Raw genomic sequence first — 20,190 nt, 5'->3', positions numbered from 1 at the left:
GTTGGGCTAGGGGAGAGGTGTGCATCGAAAAGATGTGCAGGTGTAGCGGAAAAGAAAAACTCACACTCTAACTCTACCTGGGCAACCACAGCTATAGCGTGCAGAAGTCTGGCGCAGACGATTCAGCGACAAACTCAACTAAGCTAGAGAGAAAGACCATTCGCCCCAGGAGGACACCGTGCCACTTGACAGCCTCTACCGCGCTCACGGCTTTGTGCCCCTTGACGCCCCCACAGACGTAGAACGTCTTGCCGTCATCGACCTGGACGCTGTGGAACACAACGTCCGGCGTATCAAAACCCTGATCGGGCAACGGTCCCTCATCGCCGTGGTTAAAGCGGATGCTTACGGTCACGGGGCACTAGAGGTAGCACGTTCTGCGGTAGCGGCAGGAGCTGACTACCTGGGGGTTGTTCACGTCAAAGAAGCTCGTGCCCTCCGCTCTGGTGGTATCGCTGCCCCCATCATCGCCTGGCTCCATACACCCCGCACTAACTTTGCCCAGGCCCTGGAAGACCGACTTGAGCTGGGTATCTCCAGCACCTGGGAACTGGAGGCTATCGCCGCTGCCCACCGCGCCAGCGGGCAGAAGGAACCAGTCAAGATTCACCTGAAAGTTGATACGGGCCTAGGGCGTAACGGCGTAACCATGGCAGAGTTACCGGCGCTCGCCACTGCCGCACGTCGGCTCGAAGAAGCTGGTCTTCTAGAGGTTGTTGGAGTCTTTTCTCATCTAGCGGTAGCTGACGAACCGGAGCGTACCGAAACAGCTGAGCAGTCTTCGACCTTTGACCGGGCACTAGATATCCTGCATTCTGCCGGTCTACGCCCCACCCTGCGCCACCTGGCCAATACGCCGGCAACCTTCAGCGCGGCGTCCATCGGTGCAGAAGAGGGCCTGCTCCGGGATGCCGTGCGGGTCGGCCTGGGCCTCTACGGGCTCTCCCCGCTAGCAGGGATCACCCCTGAAGAGCTGGGGCTGCGCCCCGTCATGCACCTGCAAACCTTCATCAACGCCGTCAAAGAGGTGCCGGCCGGGCAGGGAGTCTCCTACGGGCTCAACTACGTGACCGACAAGCCTACGACCCTGGCCCTGGTACCGGTCGGCTACGCGGACGGCGTTCCCCGAGTCGCAACCGGCGGGCCGGTCCGTATCTACCCGGCCTCCGGCCCCGCCCGCACCTACCGAGAGGTGGGCAGAATTGCCATGGATCAACTGGTCGTTGACCTGGGTGAGCCCGGCCTGGCTGACCCTGCCGCCGGCTTCTTGGGGGCACCAGCTGTCCTCTTCGGCTCAGGCGATAATCCACCGGTCACCGACTGGGCAGAAGCAGCCGGAACCATCAACTACGAAATCGTTACCCGCATTTCCCCGCGCGTTACCCGCATCAGCGTTGGCGGGTCCTGGAAAGACAAGAACTAAGACCGTGAGCTCAGACCATATTCTTGATGTAGAAATTACCGGCCCCGACCACACCCGTGCCCTAGCCCTAGCTCTAGCGCCCCATCTTGCCGCGGGTGATGTCTTGATTCTCACCGGCGAACTGGGAGCCGGAAAAACTACCTTCACCCGTTCCCTGGGCGAGGGGCTTGGCGTACGCGAAGGCGTCATTTCTCCCACTTTTGTGCTCTCTCGAGTGCACCCCAACCTGCCCAACGGCCCCCGCCCCGGCGGGCCCGACCTGGTGCATGTGGATGCCTACCGACTGGCCAGCGCCGAAGAGCTGGACGATCTCGATCTGGAATACTCCCTGGATCGCTCCGTCACCGTCATTGAATGGGGCCGCGACAAAGCTGAGCACCTGTCAGACTCTATTCTCGATCTGGAATTTACCCGCGTCACCGGTGCTGACCTGGCCGAAACCGATCCCTACGCCCTTTACGCCCCCGGAAGCTGGGAGGAAGAAGATGAGGACGATGGCGCCCCCGAACCCCGCCGCCTGCGCCTCATCGGGAGGGGACCCCGCTGGGAAAATATTTGGGACGAATTAGTGGAACATCTGACTCGTGGAGGGGGAGCCTAGGGACCTTTGGAAGCACCGCGGGCTCGCGCTCGCTGCCGATCCTCGACGTAGCCTCTGAGCCTAAACGCGCTAGACTGGTGGGGTGCTTATTCTTGCTCTTGATTCATCCGCTATAGCTTCTGTGGCCCTGGGCCGTCTCGATGGTAACCAGCTGACCCTGCTTGCCTCACGGGCAACCGAAGACACGCGCTCTCACGCTGAGGTCATGTCTCCCTTTGTGGCTGAGGTTCTGGCTGAGGCAGGAGTATCGGGCCAGGATATCGATGCCGTCATCACCGGTACAGGTCCCGGTCCCTTCACCGGCCTGCGCGCCGGTATCGTCACCGCGCGTTCCCTGGCCTTTGCCTGGAGCAAGCCCCTGTACGGAATCATGAGCCTGACCGCCCTGGCCGAGACAGCAGAAGCTGCCGCGCGGGCGTCCGGTCACACCCGTTTTTTGGTGGCCTCAGATGCCCGCCGCAAGGAAATATACTCGGCTGTCTATGAACTAACTGAGCAGGGCTATCAGCTTGAAAGCGGCCCCACAGTGGGCCCGGCCAGCGAGGCGCCTGCCCTGCCCGCCTATGGGTTCGGCACTTCCCTTTACCCCGAGGCCCTGGCCGCCCAACCCGGCTTTGAACATATCCAGCCGGACGCCGCCGCCCTCCTGGCCGCCTCAGCCCGCCTGGGCTTGACCAACCTCAGCACCGATACGAGCGCTCTCTACCTGCGCGAATCTGATGCCAAGGTGCCGGCTGCCCGTAAGAAGGCTAGCGCCTAATGCTGCTGACCGACCTGCCCACGGGTCTGGCTGACGGGGCTCGGGCCCGGGAAATGACCCTGCACGATATTCCTGCTGTACATGCCCTTGAAATGCAGCTTTTCCCGGCTGATGCCTGGCCGTTGGATATGTTCTTAGCTGAAATCACCCACGAGACGAGGGGCTATATCGTCCTGGAAATCCCCGCAGAAACCGGCCCGCAGGTTATCGGCTATGCCGGGCTCATGAGCGTAGCCGATACCGCCGACGTGCAAACCATCGCTGTTGCCCCCGCCTATGAGGGGCGCGGCTACGGGCGAGCCCTACTCGATTTTCTCGCCCGCGAAGCAGCCGCCCGCGGCGCTGAACAGATACTACTGGAGGTACGCGCCGATAACCCCCGGGCCCAGGACCTCTACCTGAAAAACGGTTACCAGCAGATCCATGTGCGCCGCCGCTACTACAACGACGGGGTCGACGCCCTCATCATGCGCCGCGACCTCACCCAACAGACCGCCTAGCAAGGAGAAACCAGCCATGACCGCTAAAACCGAACCCCTGGTGCTGGGTATTGAGTCCTCCTGCGACGAAACCGGTATCGGCATTGTGCGGGGTTCTACCCTGCTGACCAATACCGTCTCGTCCTCCATGAATGAGCATGTGCGCTTCGGCGGTGTGATTCCCGAAATTGCCTCCCGCGCCCACCTGGACGCTATGGTCCCTGCCCTCCAAGCTGCCCTGGACGAAGCCCAGGTGAGCCTGGACGATCTAGACGCTATCGCCGTGACCGCAGGCCCCGGGCTGGCCGGTGCCCTCATGGTTGGCGTCTCTGCCGCCAAGGCTCTGGCAACTGCCACCGGTAAGCCCCTCTACGGGATCAACCACCTGGTAGCCCATGTGGGGGTTGGTCTGCTCGATGACTGCGGTATTGAGGGCCATACGGCTGACTTCCTCGACGGCCTGCCGAGCGAAGGAATCGGGGCTCTGCTGGTCTCTGGCGGGCACACGGAAATTCTGGCCGTGCGCGATATTACCGGCGAGGTTGAGCTGCTGGGGGCCACCCTGGACGACGCAGCCGGTGAAGCCTACGACAAGGTAGCCCGTCTGCTGGGCCTGCCTTACCCGGGTGGACCGGTGATTGACCGGGTGGCTGCGGACGGCAACGGGGCGGCTTTCGCCTTCCCCCGCGGCCTGTCAACCCGCAAGTTTATGGGCACCGCTGAGGAGCCCGGCCCCCACCGCTATGACTTTTCTTTCTCGGGTCTAAAGACCGCTGTTGCCCGCGTCGTTGAGGGCTTTGAGGCTCGGGGTGAAGAGGTTCCGGTTGCTGATATCGCAGCTTCTTTCCAGGAAGCTGTGGTCGACGTTATTACCAAGAAAGCTATGCTGGCCTGCACTGAACGCGGTATCACCACCCTGCTGTTGGGCGGGGGAGTGGCCGCTAACTCCCGCCTGCGTGAGCTGACTGCCCAGCGTTGCGCTGAGCACGGTATCAAGCTGGTCATTCCCCAGCTGAGTCTGTGCACCGATAACGGGGCCATGGTGGCGGCCCTGGGCGCCCGTCTGGTGTCTGAGGGACGGGCGCCGTCGGGTATCGACTTCACGGCAGACTCGTCCCTGCCCGTCACTAAGATTTCGCTCTAACCGGAGAAAGTGCGAGGGTCTGGGGCAGAAGGCCTACAGCCCCTTGATAGCTTGTGCGGCCAGGTCGTCCACCACAGCCTGCAGGTTTCCGCCGTTTTCGGCGGCGACACGACGCTGGCGCTGATAGCCCGCCCCGGTCAGGCAGATACGCTCCACATCAGCCAGTTCGGTAGAGCATCCCAGGTCAGAGGCAATAGCCTCCAACTTATTCAGAAGCCCCAGGGTATCTTCGGTGACCAGGCGTTCGGTGTTCTGGTTGTCGAGAATGACGATGGCCTCGGTGCCGTAGCGGGCAGCCCGCCACTTGTTTTCCTGTACGTGCCAGGGCTTGAGAGGCTCAATTCGCTTGCCCGCATCGAGCTGGCGGGAGAACCACTCCACCAGGCACTGGGTAAAAGCGGTCAGAGCCGTGATATCACGAATAGAGGCCAGCCCGTCGTAGGCCCGCATTTCTACCGTGCCGTACTTGGGTACGGGGCGAACGTCCCACCGGTTTTCACTGGGGTCATCAATGACGCCGGTGACTACCAGGTCGTTGAGGTAGTCCTCGTAGTCTTCCCAGCGTTCGAAGGCGAAGGGCAGGCCAGAGGTGGGTAGCTGCTGGAAAATTTGGGCCCGCTGGGAGGCGAACCCGGTATCTTCCCCTTCCCAGAAGGGGGAGGATGCCGACAGCGCGAGCAGGTGGGGGTAGAAGTTGGTGAGCCCGTTGAGCACCGGCAGGGCCTTATCTCGCGAATTGACCCCGGTGTGCACGTGTACCCCGTAGATGATTTGACGGCGGCCCCAGAACTGGGAGCGGTCGAGCACCCGCAGGTAGCGGTCCTTATCAACGACTTTTTGGTCCAGAGCGCGGGAGAAGGGGTGGGTGCCGGCAGAGAAGAAGGCTAGGCCCAGCTGGTCGGTGATGTCTTTCAGGACGCCGGTGGCCTGGGTGAGCTGGTCGGCGGCCTCCGCCGGGGTCCGGCAGATGCCGGTGACAAGTTCAACGGTGTTATTCAAAAATTCGCCGGTGATATGGGCCCGGTCCGGGGCTGCTTCAAGAACCTGCGGGTGCTGTTCTTGCAGTAGTGCTAGCACTTCGTCTGCGCGGGATGCCAGTTCGCGGGTTTCGGGGTTGACGAGGGCGACCTCCCATTCCACTCCAATCGTGGACTGGTCTGAGGGGTGAAAAATCATGCGCTGGCTCCAGGGTCTCGGTGCGGTGCTGGTTCTATCTTAGGGGCAGAGGCTAGCGCAGAAGAATCCGGCTCACTCTATGACGTTCCTGGTGAGATAGACGTAATAAACTAGGCTGGCTCAGCCCAGATGGCTAGGCGCTGGGAGGCTGCTCCCTCGCCCAACCGGGTCAGGATGAGGGTGGCTTCTTTCGCGGCAGTTCCCTTTTTCTTTTTCACCCCGGCGAGTAGGGTGGCCCGGAGCTTTTCGGGAATCACATCGACTCCCCGCTTTTTGACGGTCAGGGTGGTAATACCCTGCTCTTTGACCCAGCGGCGCAATTTTTTCTCGTTGAGGGGCATGGTACCCAGGACGCGGTAGGCCCGGCCTAGCGAGCTAGGGGCGGGGGAGTCTGAGGTTAGGTAGGCGATATTTTCATCAAGCAGGGTAGCCCCAATCGCTCGGGCGAAGTCTTCCACCAGGTGGGAGCGCACTACCGCACCGTCAGGCTCAATCAGGTAGGCGCCCAGCTCAGTTACTTCAACCGGCTCTTCATCAGCTGACGCGGCCAGGGGAGAACTTATCTCACCCAGCACCTGCCGGGTGGTGGCGTCCGCCCCCAGCACTGTAGCTGATCGGGCAATCCCGGGGCGGGCTAGGGCATTGAACCAGAGCACCACCTCAACCACGGACCCGCCGTGGCTGACCCACTCGGCCTCCACCCCGCTTGGAATGGCCTCGTGGGGCAGGCCCGGGCCTAGCTTCACCCCCATAGGAATTCCGGTTGCCGCCAGCTTCTCTAAGAAGGAGAAAGGCGGGGAGAAAGCTTCGGGGTCAAAAAGGCGGGAGATGGTAGAGCCGCCTTCAATCTCTCGTCGGGCTGGGTCTAGCCAGAGGGCGGCGACGCGCTCGCCGGTTACGGTGGTGAGTTTTTCGAGCTCAACCTGTTCTACATCGCCCACGAGTACCTGGGCAGCCGGGTAGGCAGAGAGGTTGTGGGCGGTCAGGGCTGCCGTGGCGGGATCGAGCTCAACGGACGTCACCGCTAAACCTGCGCGGGCAAAGGCGAGGGAGTCTGCCCCCAGGCCGCAGCCTAAATCAGCAACTGAGGTAAGTCCGGCCTCGATGAAGCGGGCGGCGTGGTGGTCGGCGACGGCGGCGCGGGTTGCCTGCTCATAGCCGGCCTCGGTGAAAAGCATGTGTGAGGCGTCTTGCCCGAACTTGGTAGCCCCCAGGGTGCGAAGACGGGCCTGGGTAAGCAGGGCAGAGGAATCCTCGGCGCTGAAGCCCTGAGCCCGCAGCTTACTGACGGCTTGGAGGGAATCAGCCGGCTGATAGGGCACTAGCTGCTCTAGGACTGCTAGCTGGTCGGCGGAGAAAGGCTGGGCACCTGCGCGGGGGAAAAAGGTCATGCACTTAGTTTAAGGGGTGGGGGAAGGCCTGCTGGTTCAGAAAGCGAAGGGCGGGGGAAGACCCGCTGAAAGCCGACTGGCTGGGTCTGGCGTGAATCGGGCGAGCCCCCAGGGCGAGCCCGAGAGGGTCAGTCGGCGCAAGCGGGTCTTTCCCGCCCCGACCCTCGAAGGTGGGGCCTGCCAGGAGTTAGAGGGTCAGTCGGTGCAAGCGGGTCTACCGCGCCCCGTCCCCAACCAATTAAGTTCCAGAACGCGCTTCGTCCTGCCCCTTATCTGCCCTTCTTCCCGTGGGCAGCTTGGTGATGGGTTGGGTGGCCAGGGCCCAGACAGCTCCGCCCAGGGCGCCAGAGCCGATGGCGGTAAAGGCTACCGGGAGGGAGGAAACCAGCATGATGCCTGAGATAGCCAGGGGCCCGGCGACAATGGCGACCTGGGAGAACATAGACCAGATGGAGAGGAATTTGGCGCGTCCGACGTTGGGGGAGAGGTCGGCGCCGATGGTCATGTTGATGCCGGCGCCGAAGCCGTTGCCGATGGCCATGAGGGCTAGACCTGTGATGAAGCCTGCGCTGGTGGGTAGTAGGGGTACGAGGATGAAGCCGGCGCCGAAAATGCTGAGGCAGAGGGCGAGGACGGCGGAGCGTCCTACTCGGTCTTTGAGGTAGCCTCCGGGGACCATGAGGACCATTTCGAGGGCTGATCCCAGGGCGATGGCTAGGGCGATCTGGGAATCGCTCCACCCTAGGTGTAGGCCCCAGAGGGCGGCGACGATGGGTTGGGTTACTCGGCTCATGGCGAGGGTGATGATGCCGAGGCCTGCGACCCAGACGGCGGGCCAGCGGACGGCTAGGGCGAGGTCTTCTTCGGTGCGGTTTGAGCGGGCTGTGCTGGTGGCGGTGTCGAAACGTTGGTTGAGTTTGCGGATGCGCAGGCAGAGGGTGGCTGCGACGACGAGGGCGAGGGCGAAGAGGAAGACCGTCCAGAGGGGGAGCCAGAGAAGGAGGAGGGCTGAGGCGAGGGGCCCGGCGAGGGCACCTGCTCGTTGGGCGCCGCCGAGAGCGGTCATGGCTTTGCCGCGGTCTTGGGCAGCGACAGTTTCTGCTAGTACGGCTTGCCGGGCGAGCCCCCACGCGACGGTGGCTGGCACACGAGCAACGTGGGCGAAAAAGTAGAGCCATAGAGCCCCTGCCAGGGGTAGGGCGAGGGAGAGCGCTGAAAGGGTGAGGGCTCCAGAGGCGCTGAGGGTTGCCCAGGTCATGGCTCGTTTGTCGCCTACACGGTCGATGCCTGCACCTACCGGGACGGTGCAGATGAGGGCGAGGACGCCCGCGGCGGCTACCAGCAGGGAGGCGAGTTCGGGTGAGGCTCCTAGCCTGATAGCTGCAATGATTTGGATGGGGACGACGGCCCCGAAGCCGGCTGCGAAGAGAAAGGAGGGGACGAGTACCGGCCAGAAGATGAGTTTGAGCATGTTTGCCTTTCTGCCGGGTTTGGGGGCTTTCAACCTGTATTTTATTGCACATCAGTGGTGATGCTGGTGGTGCGCTGTCTGCGAAACCGGCGCCTTATCTTGCCCGTAGGGGGTGAGGGGAATAAAGTTTTAGTTAGCACTTGACCGCTGACAGTGCTAAATCGGCAGCCGGTAGCACCGCGACGATACCAGGTGTAGCCGCCTTAGCACCCCCACGGTCACCCCATAAGTTTTACGCTGAGACCTCACTTGAAGGAGTACCTCACCATGGCTATCAAGCCCCTCGAAGACCGCATTGTCGTTCAGATCGTTGAAGCAGAGCAGACCACCGCATCAGGTCTGGTCATCCCCGATACTGCTAAGGAAAAGCCCCAGGAGGCTAAGGTTATCGCTGTTGGCCCCGGCCGCATCGACGACAAGGGCAACCGCATCCCCGTTGACGTAGCTGAAGGCGATGTCGTTATCTTCTCCAAGTACGGTGGCACCGAGGTTAAGTACGGTGGCGCTGAGTACCTGATTCTGTCAGCCCGCGACGTACTGGCTGTCGTTTCCTAAGTTTTCGCTGTTTCTACCGAATACAACACGAAACACGAGAAAGAAGTAAGGATTCATGGCAAAACAGCTTGAATTCAATGATGATGCGCGTAAGCACCTGCAGGCAGGCGTCGATAAGCTTGCTAACGCTGTCAAGGTGACCCTGGGCCCCCGCGGCCGTAACGTGGTGCTTGATAAGCAGTGGGGCGCACCCATCATTACCAACGACGGTGTATCTATCGCCCGCGAGATTGAACTGGAAAACCCCTACGAAAACCTGGGTGCCCAGCTCGCTAAGGAAGTAGCTACCAAGACCAACGATGTTGCTGGCGACGGTACCACCACCGCAACCGTCCTGGCCCAGGCTCTGGTATCTGAGGGCCTGCGTAACGTCACCTCGGGCGCTGCCCCCGGTGAGGTCAAGCGCGGCATCGAGGCCGCTACCAAGCTGGTGTCAGAGCGCCTGCTGGCTAACGCCCGCGAGGTAACCGGCGAAGAGGTTGCCCACGTGGCAGCTATTTCTGCCCAGTCACCTCAGATTGGTGAGCTGCTCTCTGAGGCCTTCAGCAAGGTAGGCCAGGACGGCGTTATCACCATCGAGGACGGCTCCACCACCGAGATTGAACTCGAAGTGACCGAGGGTATGCAGTTCGATAAGGGCTACCTCTCACCGTCCTTCGTCACCGACCCCGAGCGTGCTGAGGCTGTTCTCGAGAACACCGCAATCCTGCTCTACCAGGGCAAGATTTCCACTGTGGCTGAGATTATGCCCGTGCTCGAGAAGATTGTTCAGGCTAAGAAGTCCCTGACCATCATCGCTGAGGATGTTGACGGCGAAGCCCTCTCCACCCTGGTCGTTAACAAGCTGCGCGGCAACCTCGATGTTGTTGCGCTGAAGGCACCCGGTTTTGGTGACCGCCGTAAGGCGATTTTCCAGGACCTGGCTATCCTGACCGGCGGCACCGTTATTACCGGTGAACTGGGCATTTCCCTGGACGCCGTCACCCTGGATCAGCTAGGTTCAGCCCGCCGCGTGACCGTCACCAAGAACAACACCACCATCGTTGATGGTGGCGGTACTTCTGAGGCTGTTGCTGAGCGCGTTGACCAGCTCCGAGCCGAAATTGAGCGTGTGGACTCCGAGTGGGACCGCGAAAAGCTCAAGGAACGCCTGGCCAAACTGGCCGGTGGCGTGGGTGTCATCAAGGTGGGTGCAGCTACCGAGGTTGAGGCCAAGGAACGCAAGCACCGAATTGAGGACGCCGTGTCCTCCACCCGCGCAGCACTCGAAGAGGGCATCGTCGCAGGTGGCGGTACCGCCCTGGTTCACGCCCTGGCAGCCCTGGACGGCGTTGAGCTCGAATCCCGCGATGCCCAGGTGGGTGTAGACATCGTCCGCCGCGCCCTGGTTCAGCCCCTGCGCTGGATCGCGGAGAACGCCGGCGAGGACGGCTACGTGGTCACCTCCCGCGTGGCAGATATGCCCATCGGTCACGGCTTCAACGCCGCAACCGGTGAATACGAGGACCTCATCGCCCGCGGCGTCATCGACCCCGTCAAGGTCACCCGTTCAGCCCTGGAAAACGCAGCGTCTATCGCTGCCTTGGTGCTGACTACCGAGACCCTTGTTGTCGAAAAGCCCGAGGAAAAGGACGAGGACGAAGCCAAGTAAGGCTCCGCTCCAAGGGTCCTTACCCGGAGCCCCTTTCGGGTACAGCAGATCCCGCTCTTGCAGTGACTAACACCGTAAGGGCGGGATTTGCTTTTTAAAGCAAATTTTCAGTCGCCGGGAGTAACATTTTTAACTTGGTGTCTTCCTGCCCGTTACCCCTCAGTAACCGGTGTTCTGGCACCAGATAACCGTCAGCAAAGGAGGTAGACCGCAGTGCCCCGCCCAGCAAGCGAGACCAAGCCAGCCACCGGCACCATCGCAACCGTCACTCGTTCAGCAGAACGCGCCTGGCGCCCCGAGATTCAGGGGCTGCGTGCGCTCGCCCTCCTGCTGGTTGCCGCCTACCACTTCTGGTTTGGTCGTGTATCGGGCGGTGTCGATGTCTTCCTGTTGATTTCAGCGTTTTTGTTGACCGGCTCTTTTGCTCGCAAGATTGAGCAGGGCAAGCTGGTAGGGCCCGGCACCTGGTTCGGCCTAAAGACTCTGGTGGCCTATTGGGTTCATGTCTTTAAACGCCTCCTGCCCCTGGCTTCTATTACCGTTGTTCTGACCCTCTTGGGCACCTACTTCTTTATTCCGGCAGAGCGTTGGCTGGCGATTGCCGATGAGGCAAAGGCCGTGATTCTGTACCAGCACAACAACTGGTCGATCGAGAACGCGGTGGACTACTACGCAGCCGATACCTCCCTGGCCTCCCCCTTCCGTCATTTCTGGTCGCTGTCGGTCCAGGGGCAGATGTATGTGCTGTGGCCGGTGCTGATGGTTGCCCTCGCCCTGGTGTTGGGGCAGCGTATGAGGGGTTCTGCCCGCTGGGCTTTAAGCGGTGCCTTTGCAGCCCTCTTTGTGCTATCCCTGTCCCACTCGATTGAGGTCACTGCGGCCAACCAGCAGGCGGCCTATTTCGAAACCGAGGCCCGCCTGTGGGAATTCGCGCTGGGTTCCTTGGTGGCTCTCTGGCTGCCCGTCCTGAAATTACCGCCGCTAGTGCGTGCGGTGCTGGGCTGGGCTGGGATTGCGGCGATTATCGCCTGCGGTTTTGTTCTGGACGTCAACGGCACCTTCCCCGGTTATGTGGCGCTGTGGCCCACCCTGGCGGCCTCGCTCGTCATTATCGCCGGAGATACCGGAACCCGGTTTGGCCCCGAAAAACTCCTTACCGCCAAACCTCTGCTGGCCCTGGGGGGTTTCTCCTATGCCCTCTACCTGGTGCACTGGCCCATTCTCGTGTTCTACCTAACCCAGACCCACCAGGAAAAGGCGGGATTCTGGGCAGGGCTTGGCCTGCTTCTTCTCTCGGGTGTTATCGCCTGGGCTCTGACCCAGCTGGTCGAAAAACCCCTGCGGGACTGGGCCCTGCCTAACCGGTCTATGACAGCGGGTCTAGTGACCGGTGCGCTGTGCATGGGCCTTGCTCTTGCTCCCTCCTATGCCTGGCAGTCCTCTATCTATCGCCAGGCCGAGCAGGCAGAAGCTAACCGCACCCTCAATAACGTGGGAGCGGCCGTGCTACAGCCCGACTACGAATACACAGGGGAAGAAGACGCCCCCGTCATCCCCATCCGTGCCGTGCTCGATGCGGATTGGGCTGACCTGGGCACAGCCTGCACTGACGTGACTCCCGAGCTGGCCGTCCCCGATTCTCTTGCCGGAGACTGCACCTACGTCGCCTACTCACCCCAACCCAGCCGAACCATCGTGGCCTGGGGTAACTCCCACATACAAATGTGGATGACGGCCATGCGTCCGCTCGCCCAATCCCAGGGCTGGACGGTCATCGCACTGACCCGACCCGGCTGCTTCCTCGGTGAAACCGACAACACCGCCTACGCTAGCGGGTTTGAGTGCGATACCTGGGCGGCAGACAGTGCCGCCTTCATCCAGGACCTTGCCCCCAACACCGTCCTGCTGCACGGCACCAAGTCAGAACCCAACCTGCCCGACACCCCGCTGCTCGATGCTGAAAGCCGTATCGCGGAACTTACCGGCGTAGGCATCCAGGTGCTGGGCCTGCGCGATACACCGCGCATGGAAACCATGCACAAAGACTGCCTCGATACCTTTGGCTCAGCAGAGGACTGCGTCATGAGCCCCGGCCAGGACGTCACGGTCAACCCCCTCAACTCCCTCGAAGAAACCTACCCGGGTTTTGCTGCCCTCAACCTCTCTGACCTGATTTGCCCCGAGAACGCCTGCCCGGCGTCCATCGGTAATATCTACACCTACTTCGACTACGACCACATCACCGCAACCTATATCGAAACCCTGGGCCCCTACTTCGACCCGCGCGTGCTCGAAGCCCTGGGCAAAGCTGATGCTAGCTCGCAGGCCCATAGCCAAGTAATACCTGCCGGAAGCGCCCCCTACGAGGCTGTGGAATAGAAACGGCGGGGGAGGGGTTTCACCCAGTACGAACAGGGACGAAACCCGTGATGTGAGCAAGCGGCAGTTAGCTGCCCGGGCCCTACGCTCGCGCATCGGGGCTAACCCGACTAAGATTAAAACCAGTGTCGCTAAGCGCCCACCTGAATACCCTCGAAAGGTAGCGAACCCTTCATGACTACTCCCACTGCACTGAGCGAAGACCCCTTCGGCTTCACCGGCCTCACCTACGATGACGTCCTGCTCCTGCCCGGCAACACCGACGTCATCCCGTCAGATGCAGACACCACCACCCGCCTGACCAAGCGCATCTCCATCGCCTCACCGATTATCTCGGCAGCGATGGACACCGTGACCGAGTCAGCCCTGGCCATCGCGATGGCTCGCCTGGGCGGTATGGGCGTGATTCACCGTAACCTTTCTATCGCTGACCAGGCTGACCACGTGGACCGCGTCAAGCGCAGCGAATCGGGCATGATCACCAACCCTGTGACCGTTGGTCCCGACGCCACCATCGCCGAGCTCGATGCCCTGTGCGGCCACTACAAGGTTTCGGGCCTTCCCGTTGTGGATGATGAGAACGTACTGGTTGGCATCATTACCAACCGCGACACCCGCTACCTGCCCGAGTCCACCTTTGAGACCACCCGCGTGCGCGACATCATGACTAAGATGCCGCTCATTACCGGCCACGAGGGCATGAGCAAGGACGAAGCCTTCGCCCTGCTGGCAGAAAACAAGATTGAGAAGCTGCCCCTGATCGACAAGGACGGCAAGCTCACCGGCCTGATTACCGTCAAGGACTTCACCAAGAGCGAGCAGTACCCCCGCGCCACCAAGGACGAGGACGGCCGCCTGCGCGTTGGCGCGGCTATCGGCTTCTTCGGCGACGGCTACGAGCGCGCCATGACCCTGGTTGAGGCAGGCGTTGACGCTCTCTTCGTCGATACCGCTAACGGCCACTCCCAGGGCGTACTCGATATGATTGCCCGCCTGAAGAAGGACCCCGCCGCAGCCCACGTTGATGTGGTGGGCGGCCAGGCTGCTACTCGCGCCGGTGCTCAGGCCATCATCGACGCAGGTGCCGACGCCGTCAAGGTGGGCGTTGGCCCCGGCTCCATCTGCACCACCCGCATCATCGCAGGCGTCGGCGTCCCCCAGATTACCGCCATCAATGAATCAGCTAAGGCTGCTATTCCCGCAGGTGTACCCCTGATTGCGGACGGCGGCATGCAGCACTCCGGTGAAATCGGCAAGGCCCTGGTGGCAGGCGCCGATTCGGTCATGCTGGGCTCCCTGCTTGCCGGTACCGCCGAATCACCCGGCGACCTGATTTTCGTCAACGGCAAGCAGTTCAAGGCCTACCGAGGCATGGGCTCCCTGGGGGCTATGCAGTCCCGCGGCGGCAAGAAGTCCTTCTCCAAGGACCGCTACTTCCAGGCCGATGTCTCATCCGAAGAGAAGCTGATCCCCGAGGGCATCGAAGGCCAGGTACCCTACCGCGGTCCCCTCTCATCAGTGCTACACCAGCTGGAAGGCGGCTTGCGCCAGACCATGTTCTACGTTGGTGCCCACACCGTTGAAGAGCTCAAGAACAAGGGCAAGTTCGTGCGCATCACCTCAGCAGGTCTGAAGGAATCACACCCCCACGACATCACTATGACCGTCGAAGCCCCCAACTACCGCCGCTAAATTTATAACGGCCCGCCCCGGTACCTCACCAGCTAGTGAGGTGCCGGGGCTTCCGAACGTTACCACGCTCGTTTGCACCAACCGGCCTAACACCGGTGAAAGGAAAGATCCATGACCGACATCCAGATTGGTATGTCTAAGCGCGCTCGCCGCACCTACTCACTCGATGAAATCGCCCTGGTACCCACCCGCCGTACCCGCGACGCCCACGATGTGAACCTAAGCTGGCAGATTGACGCGTTCAAGTTTGACACCCCCATTATTGGTGCCCCCATGGACTCCGTCATGTCACCGGCCACCGCCATTGCCCTGGGCAAGCTCGGTGGCCTTGGCGTCCTCAACCTTGAGGGCCTGTGGACCCGCTACGAGGACCCCCAGCCCCTTCTTGATGAAATCAATGCTCTCCCCGCAGACGACGCTCCTGCCGCTACCCGCCGCATGCAGGAAATCTATGCTGAGCCCATCAAAGCTGAGCTGATTACTGCCCGCCTAGCTGAGATCCGCGAATCTGGCGTAATTGTTGCAGGCTCCCTGACACCCCAGAACACCCAGGAGTTCTACCAGACCGTGGTCAAGGCTGGCGTTGACCTCTTTGTTATTCGCGGTGCAGCAGTATCTGCCCAGCACGTCTCCTCTCGCCATGAACCCCTGGACCTCAAGAAGTTCATCTACGAGCTGGACGTGCCTGTGATGGTCGGTGGCGTCACCGGTTATACCCCGGCGATGCACCTGATGCGCACCGGCGCGGCCGGTGTGCTGGTCGGTTTTGGTGGCGGGGCTGCCCTGACCACCCGCCGCGGCCTGGGCATCCAGGCTGCCATGGCCACCGCGATTTCCGACGTCGCTGCTGCGCGTTCTGACTACCTGGACGAGTCCGGTGGCCGCTACGTACACGTGATTGCGGACGGCTCCCTGGGCCGCTCAGGCGACATGGTCAAGGCACTGGCGATGGGCGCGGACGCCGTCATGATTGGCGCGCCCCTGGCCCGTGCAGCCGAGGCACCCGGTGCTGGCTGGTACTGGGGCAACGAAGCTCACTCAGCTGACTTCCCCCGCGGCATCCGCACCTACCAGGGCACCGTAGGCTCCCTAGAAGAGGTGCTCTACGGCCCTTCAGCCCACACCGACGGTAGCGCTAACCTGGTGGGCGCCCTCAAGCGAGCACTGGCAACCTGCGGTTACACCGACCTCAAGTCCTTCCAGCGCATCGACGTCAACGTCACCCCCTACGTCAAGTAGATGATGCCCCCGGCCCCGTGCACCTAGCTTTCCTAGGCGCGCGGGGCTGACCTGCTTTCGTCCTCCCGTCTCAAGCCGAAAAGAGCAATCGTGCTAAAAACCGCTTTGACCCCCCGCTGGCTCCTCGGACTGCTCCTGGTGCTAGCGCTGGCTAGCGGTTTCGTCATGCTCAGCAAGTGGCAGATTAACGCCTCCACCCTGGGGCAGGTCACCGCCGATCCGGCTAAGGACCAGGTGCGCCCCTATAGTCGGGTACTCCAGGCCCATGACGCACTGAACATGTCTGAGGTCGACACCGTGGTTGAGGCAACCGGCAGCTATGTGCCGGGATCCACCTACCTGGTGGAAAACAAGCTGAAGGACGGTGTCGAGGGCTACTGGCTGGTCAGCCTCTTCGTTCCTGACGATAGTCAGCAGGTAAGCACCAGCCTGGGGGAGGGGCCCCGCGGTATCGTCGTGGCCCGCGCCTGGACCCCTATCGCTGAGATTCCCGCTGAACCGACCGGCACCGTGACCATTGCGGGGCGCGTTGTGGGTAACGACGCCCCGCTGACCAGCCGTGACATCAGCGATGAAAACCGGGGTAGGGATCGTGTGCTGGCCTCCGCCAACTCCTCCTACCTGACCAACGTCTGGAACGCTGCCCTCTTCAACGGCATCTTGACCCTCGACTCCGAAAGCAGCGGAGCCACCCCGCTCACCGACCAGGGCACCATCGCCGATACCGCAACCCTGCTCGATAGCAGCGGTACCCTTCAGCCTATCCGCGCTGACCAGGTCACCGACGAAACCGTTGACTGGCTCAACATCTTCTACGCCCTTGAATGGCTGGTCTTTGCGGGCTTCGCCCTCTACCTCTGGTACCGCCTGCTCAAGGACTCGGTCGACAAGACCACCGACCCCACCCTCTACTTCGAGTACGAGGGCGAATACTGGGTCGATGAGGCCACCGGCCGCCCCTACTACTGGGACCCGGCAGATCAGGCCTACTACTACTTTGATGATATTCCGGACGCCCCCGCCCCACCTGCCCGGTAGGGGCTAGCTGGCCCACCGGCGTCCGCCCACCAGAAACCGACCACCCACACCAGCTAAGGGAGAAACCAGCTGTGAGCGAGAACCCCACTCCGCGCCCCGTCCACCGTACCGATGGCAAGAAAGTAACCCTCGCTGAGGGAGCCACCGAAACCAATGCCGCAGGCGGTTTTACCGTTCGCAAGAAATTCGGCGGAACCGAGTCACAGATTCGTGGGGCCCTGACCTTCTACAAGTGGTGCGCCTGGATTTCAGGCACCTTCTTGCTGCTATTGGTTGCCGAAATGATCAGCCGTTACATCTTCGGCTACGACCTGGTGGCCGGTGGCGTAGATGCCCAAACCGGTGAAACCGTGGCCCTGGGCTGGCTCAACCTCGAGACCGGTAACCTGCATGGGGGCCTGAACATTTCCACCTGGATTCTGATCATTCACGGCTGGTTCTACGTCGTCTACCTCCTCTCCTGCTTCCGTCTCTGGCTGCTCATGCGCTGGGCCCTGCCCCAGATGATTGTCATGGCCCTGGGCGGTGTGGTGCCCTTCCTGTCCTTCATCGTGGAGCGCCGCATCTACGCCGAAACCCTCGCCCTGCTTGATGCTAACCCGCAGGCCACCAAACGTTACTAGGTCTAGCGATTCCCTGCACTAGAATAGAACCCAAGGATTACCCTTCAACCCCAACCGAAAAGGTATATACCTGTGACTACCCACAACCCCATCGAGGAGCTCGAAGAGCGCCCCGTACTGGTCGTTGACTACGGCGCCCAGTACGCGCAGCTCATCGCGCGCCGCGTGCGTGAGGCCGGTGTCTACTCTGAGCTGGTTCCTCACACCATGCCTACCGAGAAGATGCTCGCCAAGAACCCGGCTGCCATTATCCTGTCCGGTGGCCCCTCATCTGTCTATGAGGATGGCGCCCCCAAGGGCGACATCGCCATGTTCGAAGCCGGTGTGCCCGTCTTCGGTATCTGCTACGGCTTCCAGGTCATGGCTCAGACTCTCGGAGGTACCGTCGCTAAGACCGGTCTGCGCGAATACGGCGCAACCGACGCCGTTGTGTGCGCCGAGAATTCCTCTTTCTTGACCGGTACCCCCAAGACCCAGAACGTCTGGATGAGCCACGGTGACTCTGTCTCCGAAGCCCCTGAGGGCTTTGAGGTTCTGGCCCAGACCCCCGGTGCAGCGGTTGCAGCTTTCGTCGATGAGAAGCGTAAGTTCGGTGGCGTGCAGTGGCACCCCGAGGTCAAGCACTCAGACTACGGCCAGGTTGCCCTGGAGAACTTCCTCTTCAACGTGGCGGGCCTGAAGAAGACCTGGTCTACCGGTAACATCATCGAAGAGCAGGTTGCTAAGATCCGCGAGCAGGTGGGCGATGACCAGGTCATCTGCGCCCTCTCTGGCGGTGTTGACTCATCTGTTGCCGCTGCCCTGGTTCACAAGGCTGTGGGCGACCAGCTGACCTGCTTCTTCATCGACCACGGTTTGCTGCGCGAAGGCGAGCGTGAGCAGGTGGAGCAGGACTACGCGTCAACCATGGGTATCAAGGTTGTGACCATCGATGAGTCAGAGCGCTTCTTGGGTGCTCTGGCCGGTATTACTGAGCCTGAGGCTAAGCGTAAGGCTATTGGCCGCGAGTTCATCCGCTCCTTCGAAGCTGCCCAGCGCAAGCTGATTGAAGAGGCTGGCGCTGAGGGCACCGACATCAAGTTCCTGGTGCAGGGTACCCTCTACCCCGATGTTGTTGAATCTGGCGGTGGCGAGGGCGCTGCCAACATTAAGTCCCACCACAACGTGGGCGGTCTGCCTGATGACCTGCAGTTTGAGCTGGTTGAGCCCCTGCGCACCCTCTTTAAGGACGAGGTCCGCGCTATCGGCCGTGAGCTGGGTGTTCCCGAGAAGATTGTTGCCCGTCAGCCTTTCCCCGGCCCCGGCCTGGGTATCCGTGTGATTGGTGAGGTTAATAAGCACAACCTGGATATCCTGCGCGCTGCTGACCTGATTGTGCGTGAGGAGCTGACTGCCGCTGGTATGGACGAGGAGATCTGGCAGTGCCCCGTGGTGCTGCTGGCGGACGTCCGCTCCGTTGGTGTTCAGGGTGATGGCCGTACCTACGGTCACCCGATTGTGCTGCGCCCGGTGTCGTCTGAGGACGCGATGACTGCTGACTGGTCACGCCTGCCTTATGACCTGTTGGCGAAGATTTCTAACCGGATTACGAATGAGGTTGCTGAGGTGAACCGAGTGGTTCTGGACGTGACCTCAAAGCCTCCGGGAACGATTGAGTGGGAATAAACCAAATTTTCCGAGCGAGCGAGGAAATAAAAATTTGGTTTATTCCGCGAGCCTGCGAGCGGTTATATCGGCATAGATCGCATGTCTGCGATACTCGTGATTGCAGCACAGGCTAAGCGAAAGGCCGCCCTATCAACCGGTAGGGCGGCCTTTTTTCGGTTTTTAGAATCCGTAGGCCTTCATCAGGGTATCCGAGAAGGTTACCTGGTAGGGGAGTTCACGTAGTGTTGCTTCATCGATATCAATACCGCGTTGAGTGGCTGCTTCAACGTACTCTTCCCAGGGGAAATCAACCTGGTGGGGAACATCTGCTTTCACAATAGTGAGGAGTTCTTGGATAGCTTTGTCTGCCGTTTGGTGCCATTTCCCTGGGGCATCCGGGTTGCCGTGCCAGAAGGAGGTTAGCCCCCGGTCCATGTCGAGCTTGATGAGTGAACCGTCTTGGAGTTTGAGGTATTGGGCAATACTTACACTGAGGGTAGGGCTGGTATTTTCAACCGGCGGGGTATCGAGGTCGCACACGATGATGAGTGCTATTACCGGTGTATTTTTGATAATAAGCGGTTCTCTAGTGAGCTCAGACCGCTCTGCGCCCTCAGTCAATACCGGACGGTAGCGGGGTGGAAAATATGGCTTACTCATGATGCGCGCTGACGCTGGTGATCACCTGCAGGGTACGGTGAGAGGGCGAACCGGTGATTGTTAGAGCCATGGTGACAACCTATCCCATCTTTCCTAAACGTCTAAGAGATTGCCGAACAGCCCCCGTCCTTATTGGGTTATAGGCAGAAAAGTGTGTCCCCAACACCCCCACAACCCAATCAACACAAGGCAACCAACCCCACAAGTTAGCCCCACAAGCTAACCTAAACCAAGTGAGCCCAAAAACCCCACATGCCTGAT

General features: G+C 61.1%; 17 protein-coding genes. 13 read left to right on the top strand and 4 right to left on the bottom strand.

The window, feature by feature from the left end; all coding sequences use genetic code 11:
* Window positions 1-178: 178 nt before the first annotated feature.
* The 5 genes from alr (at window position 179) to tsaD (ending at window position 4,407) form a co-directional block, all read left to right on the top strand.
* The gene (gene alr, locus L6758_RS04530) at window positions 179-1,423 is read left to right on the top strand and encodes an alanine racemase (protein ID WP_237204788.1); all 1,245 of its coding nucleotides are present in this window, start codon (window positions 179-181) and stop codon (window positions 1,421-1,423) included.
* Between the two features lie 4 nt (window positions 1,424-1,427).
* On the top strand, window positions 1,428-2,024 hold the full coding sequence (gene tsaE, locus L6758_RS04525) for a tRNA (adenosine(37)-N6)-threonylcarbamoyltransferase complex ATPase subunit type 1 TsaE (protein ID WP_237204789.1): 597 nt from the start codon (window positions 1,428-1,430) through the stop codon (window positions 2,022-2,024).
* A gap of 82 nt (window positions 2,025-2,106) precedes the next feature.
* On the top strand, window positions 2,107-2,784 hold the full coding sequence (gene tsaB, locus L6758_RS04520) for a tRNA (adenosine(37)-N6)-threonylcarbamoyltransferase complex dimerization subunit type 1 TsaB (RefSeq protein WP_237204790.1): 678 nt from the start codon (window positions 2,107-2,109) through the stop codon (window positions 2,782-2,784).
* Complete coding sequence (gene rimI / locus L6758_RS04515) at window positions 2,784-3,284, top strand: ribosomal protein S18-alanine N-acetyltransferase (protein ID WP_237204791.1); 501 nt, start codon at window positions 2,784-2,786, stop codon at window positions 3,282-3,284. Before tsaB ends, rimI begins: the two co-directional genes overlap by 1 nt.
* A gap of 16 nt (window positions 3,285-3,300) precedes the next feature.
* A complete protein-coding gene (gene tsaD, locus L6758_RS04510) occupies window positions 3,301-4,407 on the top strand; it encodes a tRNA (adenosine(37)-N6)-threonylcarbamoyltransferase complex transferase subunit TsaD (protein WP_237204792.1) in 1,107 nt (368 codons plus the stop codon).
* Window positions 4,408-4,440: 33 nt separating this feature from the next.
* Here the strand turns inward: tsaD and L6758_RS04505 are convergent, their stop codons facing one another.
* The 3 genes from L6758_RS04505 to L6758_RS04495 all read right to left on the bottom strand — a co-directional run bounded on the left by L6758_RS04505 (window position 4,441) and on the right by L6758_RS04495 (window position 8,445).
* Window positions 4,441-5,583 (bottom strand): glutamate--cysteine ligase, encoded by a 1,143-nt coding sequence (locus tag L6758_RS04505; RefSeq protein ID WP_237204793.1) that lies wholly within the window; start codon window positions 5,581-5,583, stop codon window positions 4,441-4,443.
* A gap of 110 nt (window positions 5,584-5,693) precedes the next feature.
* On the bottom strand, window positions 5,694-6,974 hold the full coding sequence (locus L6758_RS04500) for a class I SAM-dependent methyltransferase (RefSeq protein WP_237204794.1): 1,281 nt from the start codon (window positions 6,972-6,974) through the stop codon (window positions 5,694-5,696).
* A 238-nt stretch (window positions 6,975-7,212) separates the two neighbouring features.
* Complete coding sequence (locus L6758_RS04495) at window positions 7,213-8,445, bottom strand: MFS transporter (protein WP_237204795.1); 1,233 nt, start codon at window positions 8,443-8,445, stop codon at window positions 7,213-7,215.
* 267 nt (window positions 8,446-8,712) lie between these two features.
* Here L6758_RS04495 and groES point away from each other — a divergent pair, with 267 nt between their 5' ends.
* From groES to guaA, 8 genes are all read left to right on the top strand, one after another.
* Window positions 8,713-9,000 (top strand): co-chaperone GroES, encoded by a 288-nt coding sequence (groES, locus tag L6758_RS04490; RefSeq protein ID WP_135013045.1) that lies wholly within the window; start codon window positions 8,713-8,715, stop codon window positions 8,998-9,000.
* Between the two features lie 55 nt (window positions 9,001-9,055).
* Entirely contained in the window at window positions 9,056-10,651 is a 1,596-nt protein-coding gene (groL, locus tag L6758_RS04485) for a chaperonin GroEL (RefSeq protein ID WP_237204796.1), read from the top strand.
* A 213-nt stretch (window positions 10,652-10,864) separates the two neighbouring features.
* Window positions 10,865-13,030: an acyltransferase family protein gene (locus L6758_RS04480; RefSeq protein WP_237204797.1), complete on the top strand. Its 2,166-nt coding sequence runs from the start codon at window positions 10,865-10,867 to the stop codon at window positions 13,028-13,030.
* A gap of 174 nt (window positions 13,031-13,204) precedes the next feature.
* Complete coding sequence (gene guaB, locus L6758_RS04475) at window positions 13,205-14,722, top strand: IMP dehydrogenase (RefSeq protein ID WP_237204798.1); 1,518 nt, start codon at window positions 13,205-13,207, stop codon at window positions 14,720-14,722.
* Window positions 14,723-14,833: 111 nt separating this feature from the next.
* On the top strand, window positions 14,834-15,961 hold the full coding sequence (locus L6758_RS04470) for a GuaB3 family IMP dehydrogenase-related protein (RefSeq protein WP_237204799.1): 1,128 nt from the start codon (window positions 14,834-14,836) through the stop codon (window positions 15,959-15,961).
* A 90-nt stretch (window positions 15,962-16,051) separates the two neighbouring features.
* Window positions 16,052-16,999, top strand: coding sequence for an SURF1 family cytochrome oxidase biogenesis protein (locus tag L6758_RS04465; protein WP_237204800.1), 948 nt, complete (start codon window positions 16,052-16,054; stop codon window positions 16,997-16,999).
* 71 nt (window positions 17,000-17,070) lie between these two features.
* A complete protein-coding gene (locus L6758_RS04460) occupies window positions 17,071-17,622 on the top strand; it encodes a DUF3817 domain-containing protein (protein ID WP_237204801.1) in 552 nt (183 codons plus the stop codon).
* A gap of 72 nt (window positions 17,623-17,694) precedes the next feature.
* Window positions 17,695-19,287 (top strand): glutamine-hydrolyzing GMP synthase, encoded by a 1,593-nt coding sequence (gene guaA, locus L6758_RS04455; protein WP_237204802.1) that lies wholly within the window; start codon window positions 17,695-17,697, stop codon window positions 19,285-19,287.
* Window positions 19,288-19,449: 162 nt separating this feature from the next.
* Here guaA and L6758_RS04450 read toward each other — a convergent pair whose 3' ends face one another.
* On the bottom strand, window positions 19,450-19,809 hold the full coding sequence (locus L6758_RS04450; RefSeq protein WP_237204803.1) for a hypothetical protein: 360 nt from the start codon (window positions 19,807-19,809) through the stop codon (window positions 19,450-19,452).
* Window positions 19,810-20,190 lie beyond the last annotated feature (381 nt).

This window comes from Rothia nasimurium (assembly GCF_928382285.1).
GTDB classification, from domain to species: domain Bacteria; phylum Actinomycetota; class Actinomycetes; order Actinomycetales; family Micrococcaceae; genus Rothia; species Rothia nasimurium_E.
This window is presented reverse-complemented; position numbering and strand designations above follow the sequence as displayed.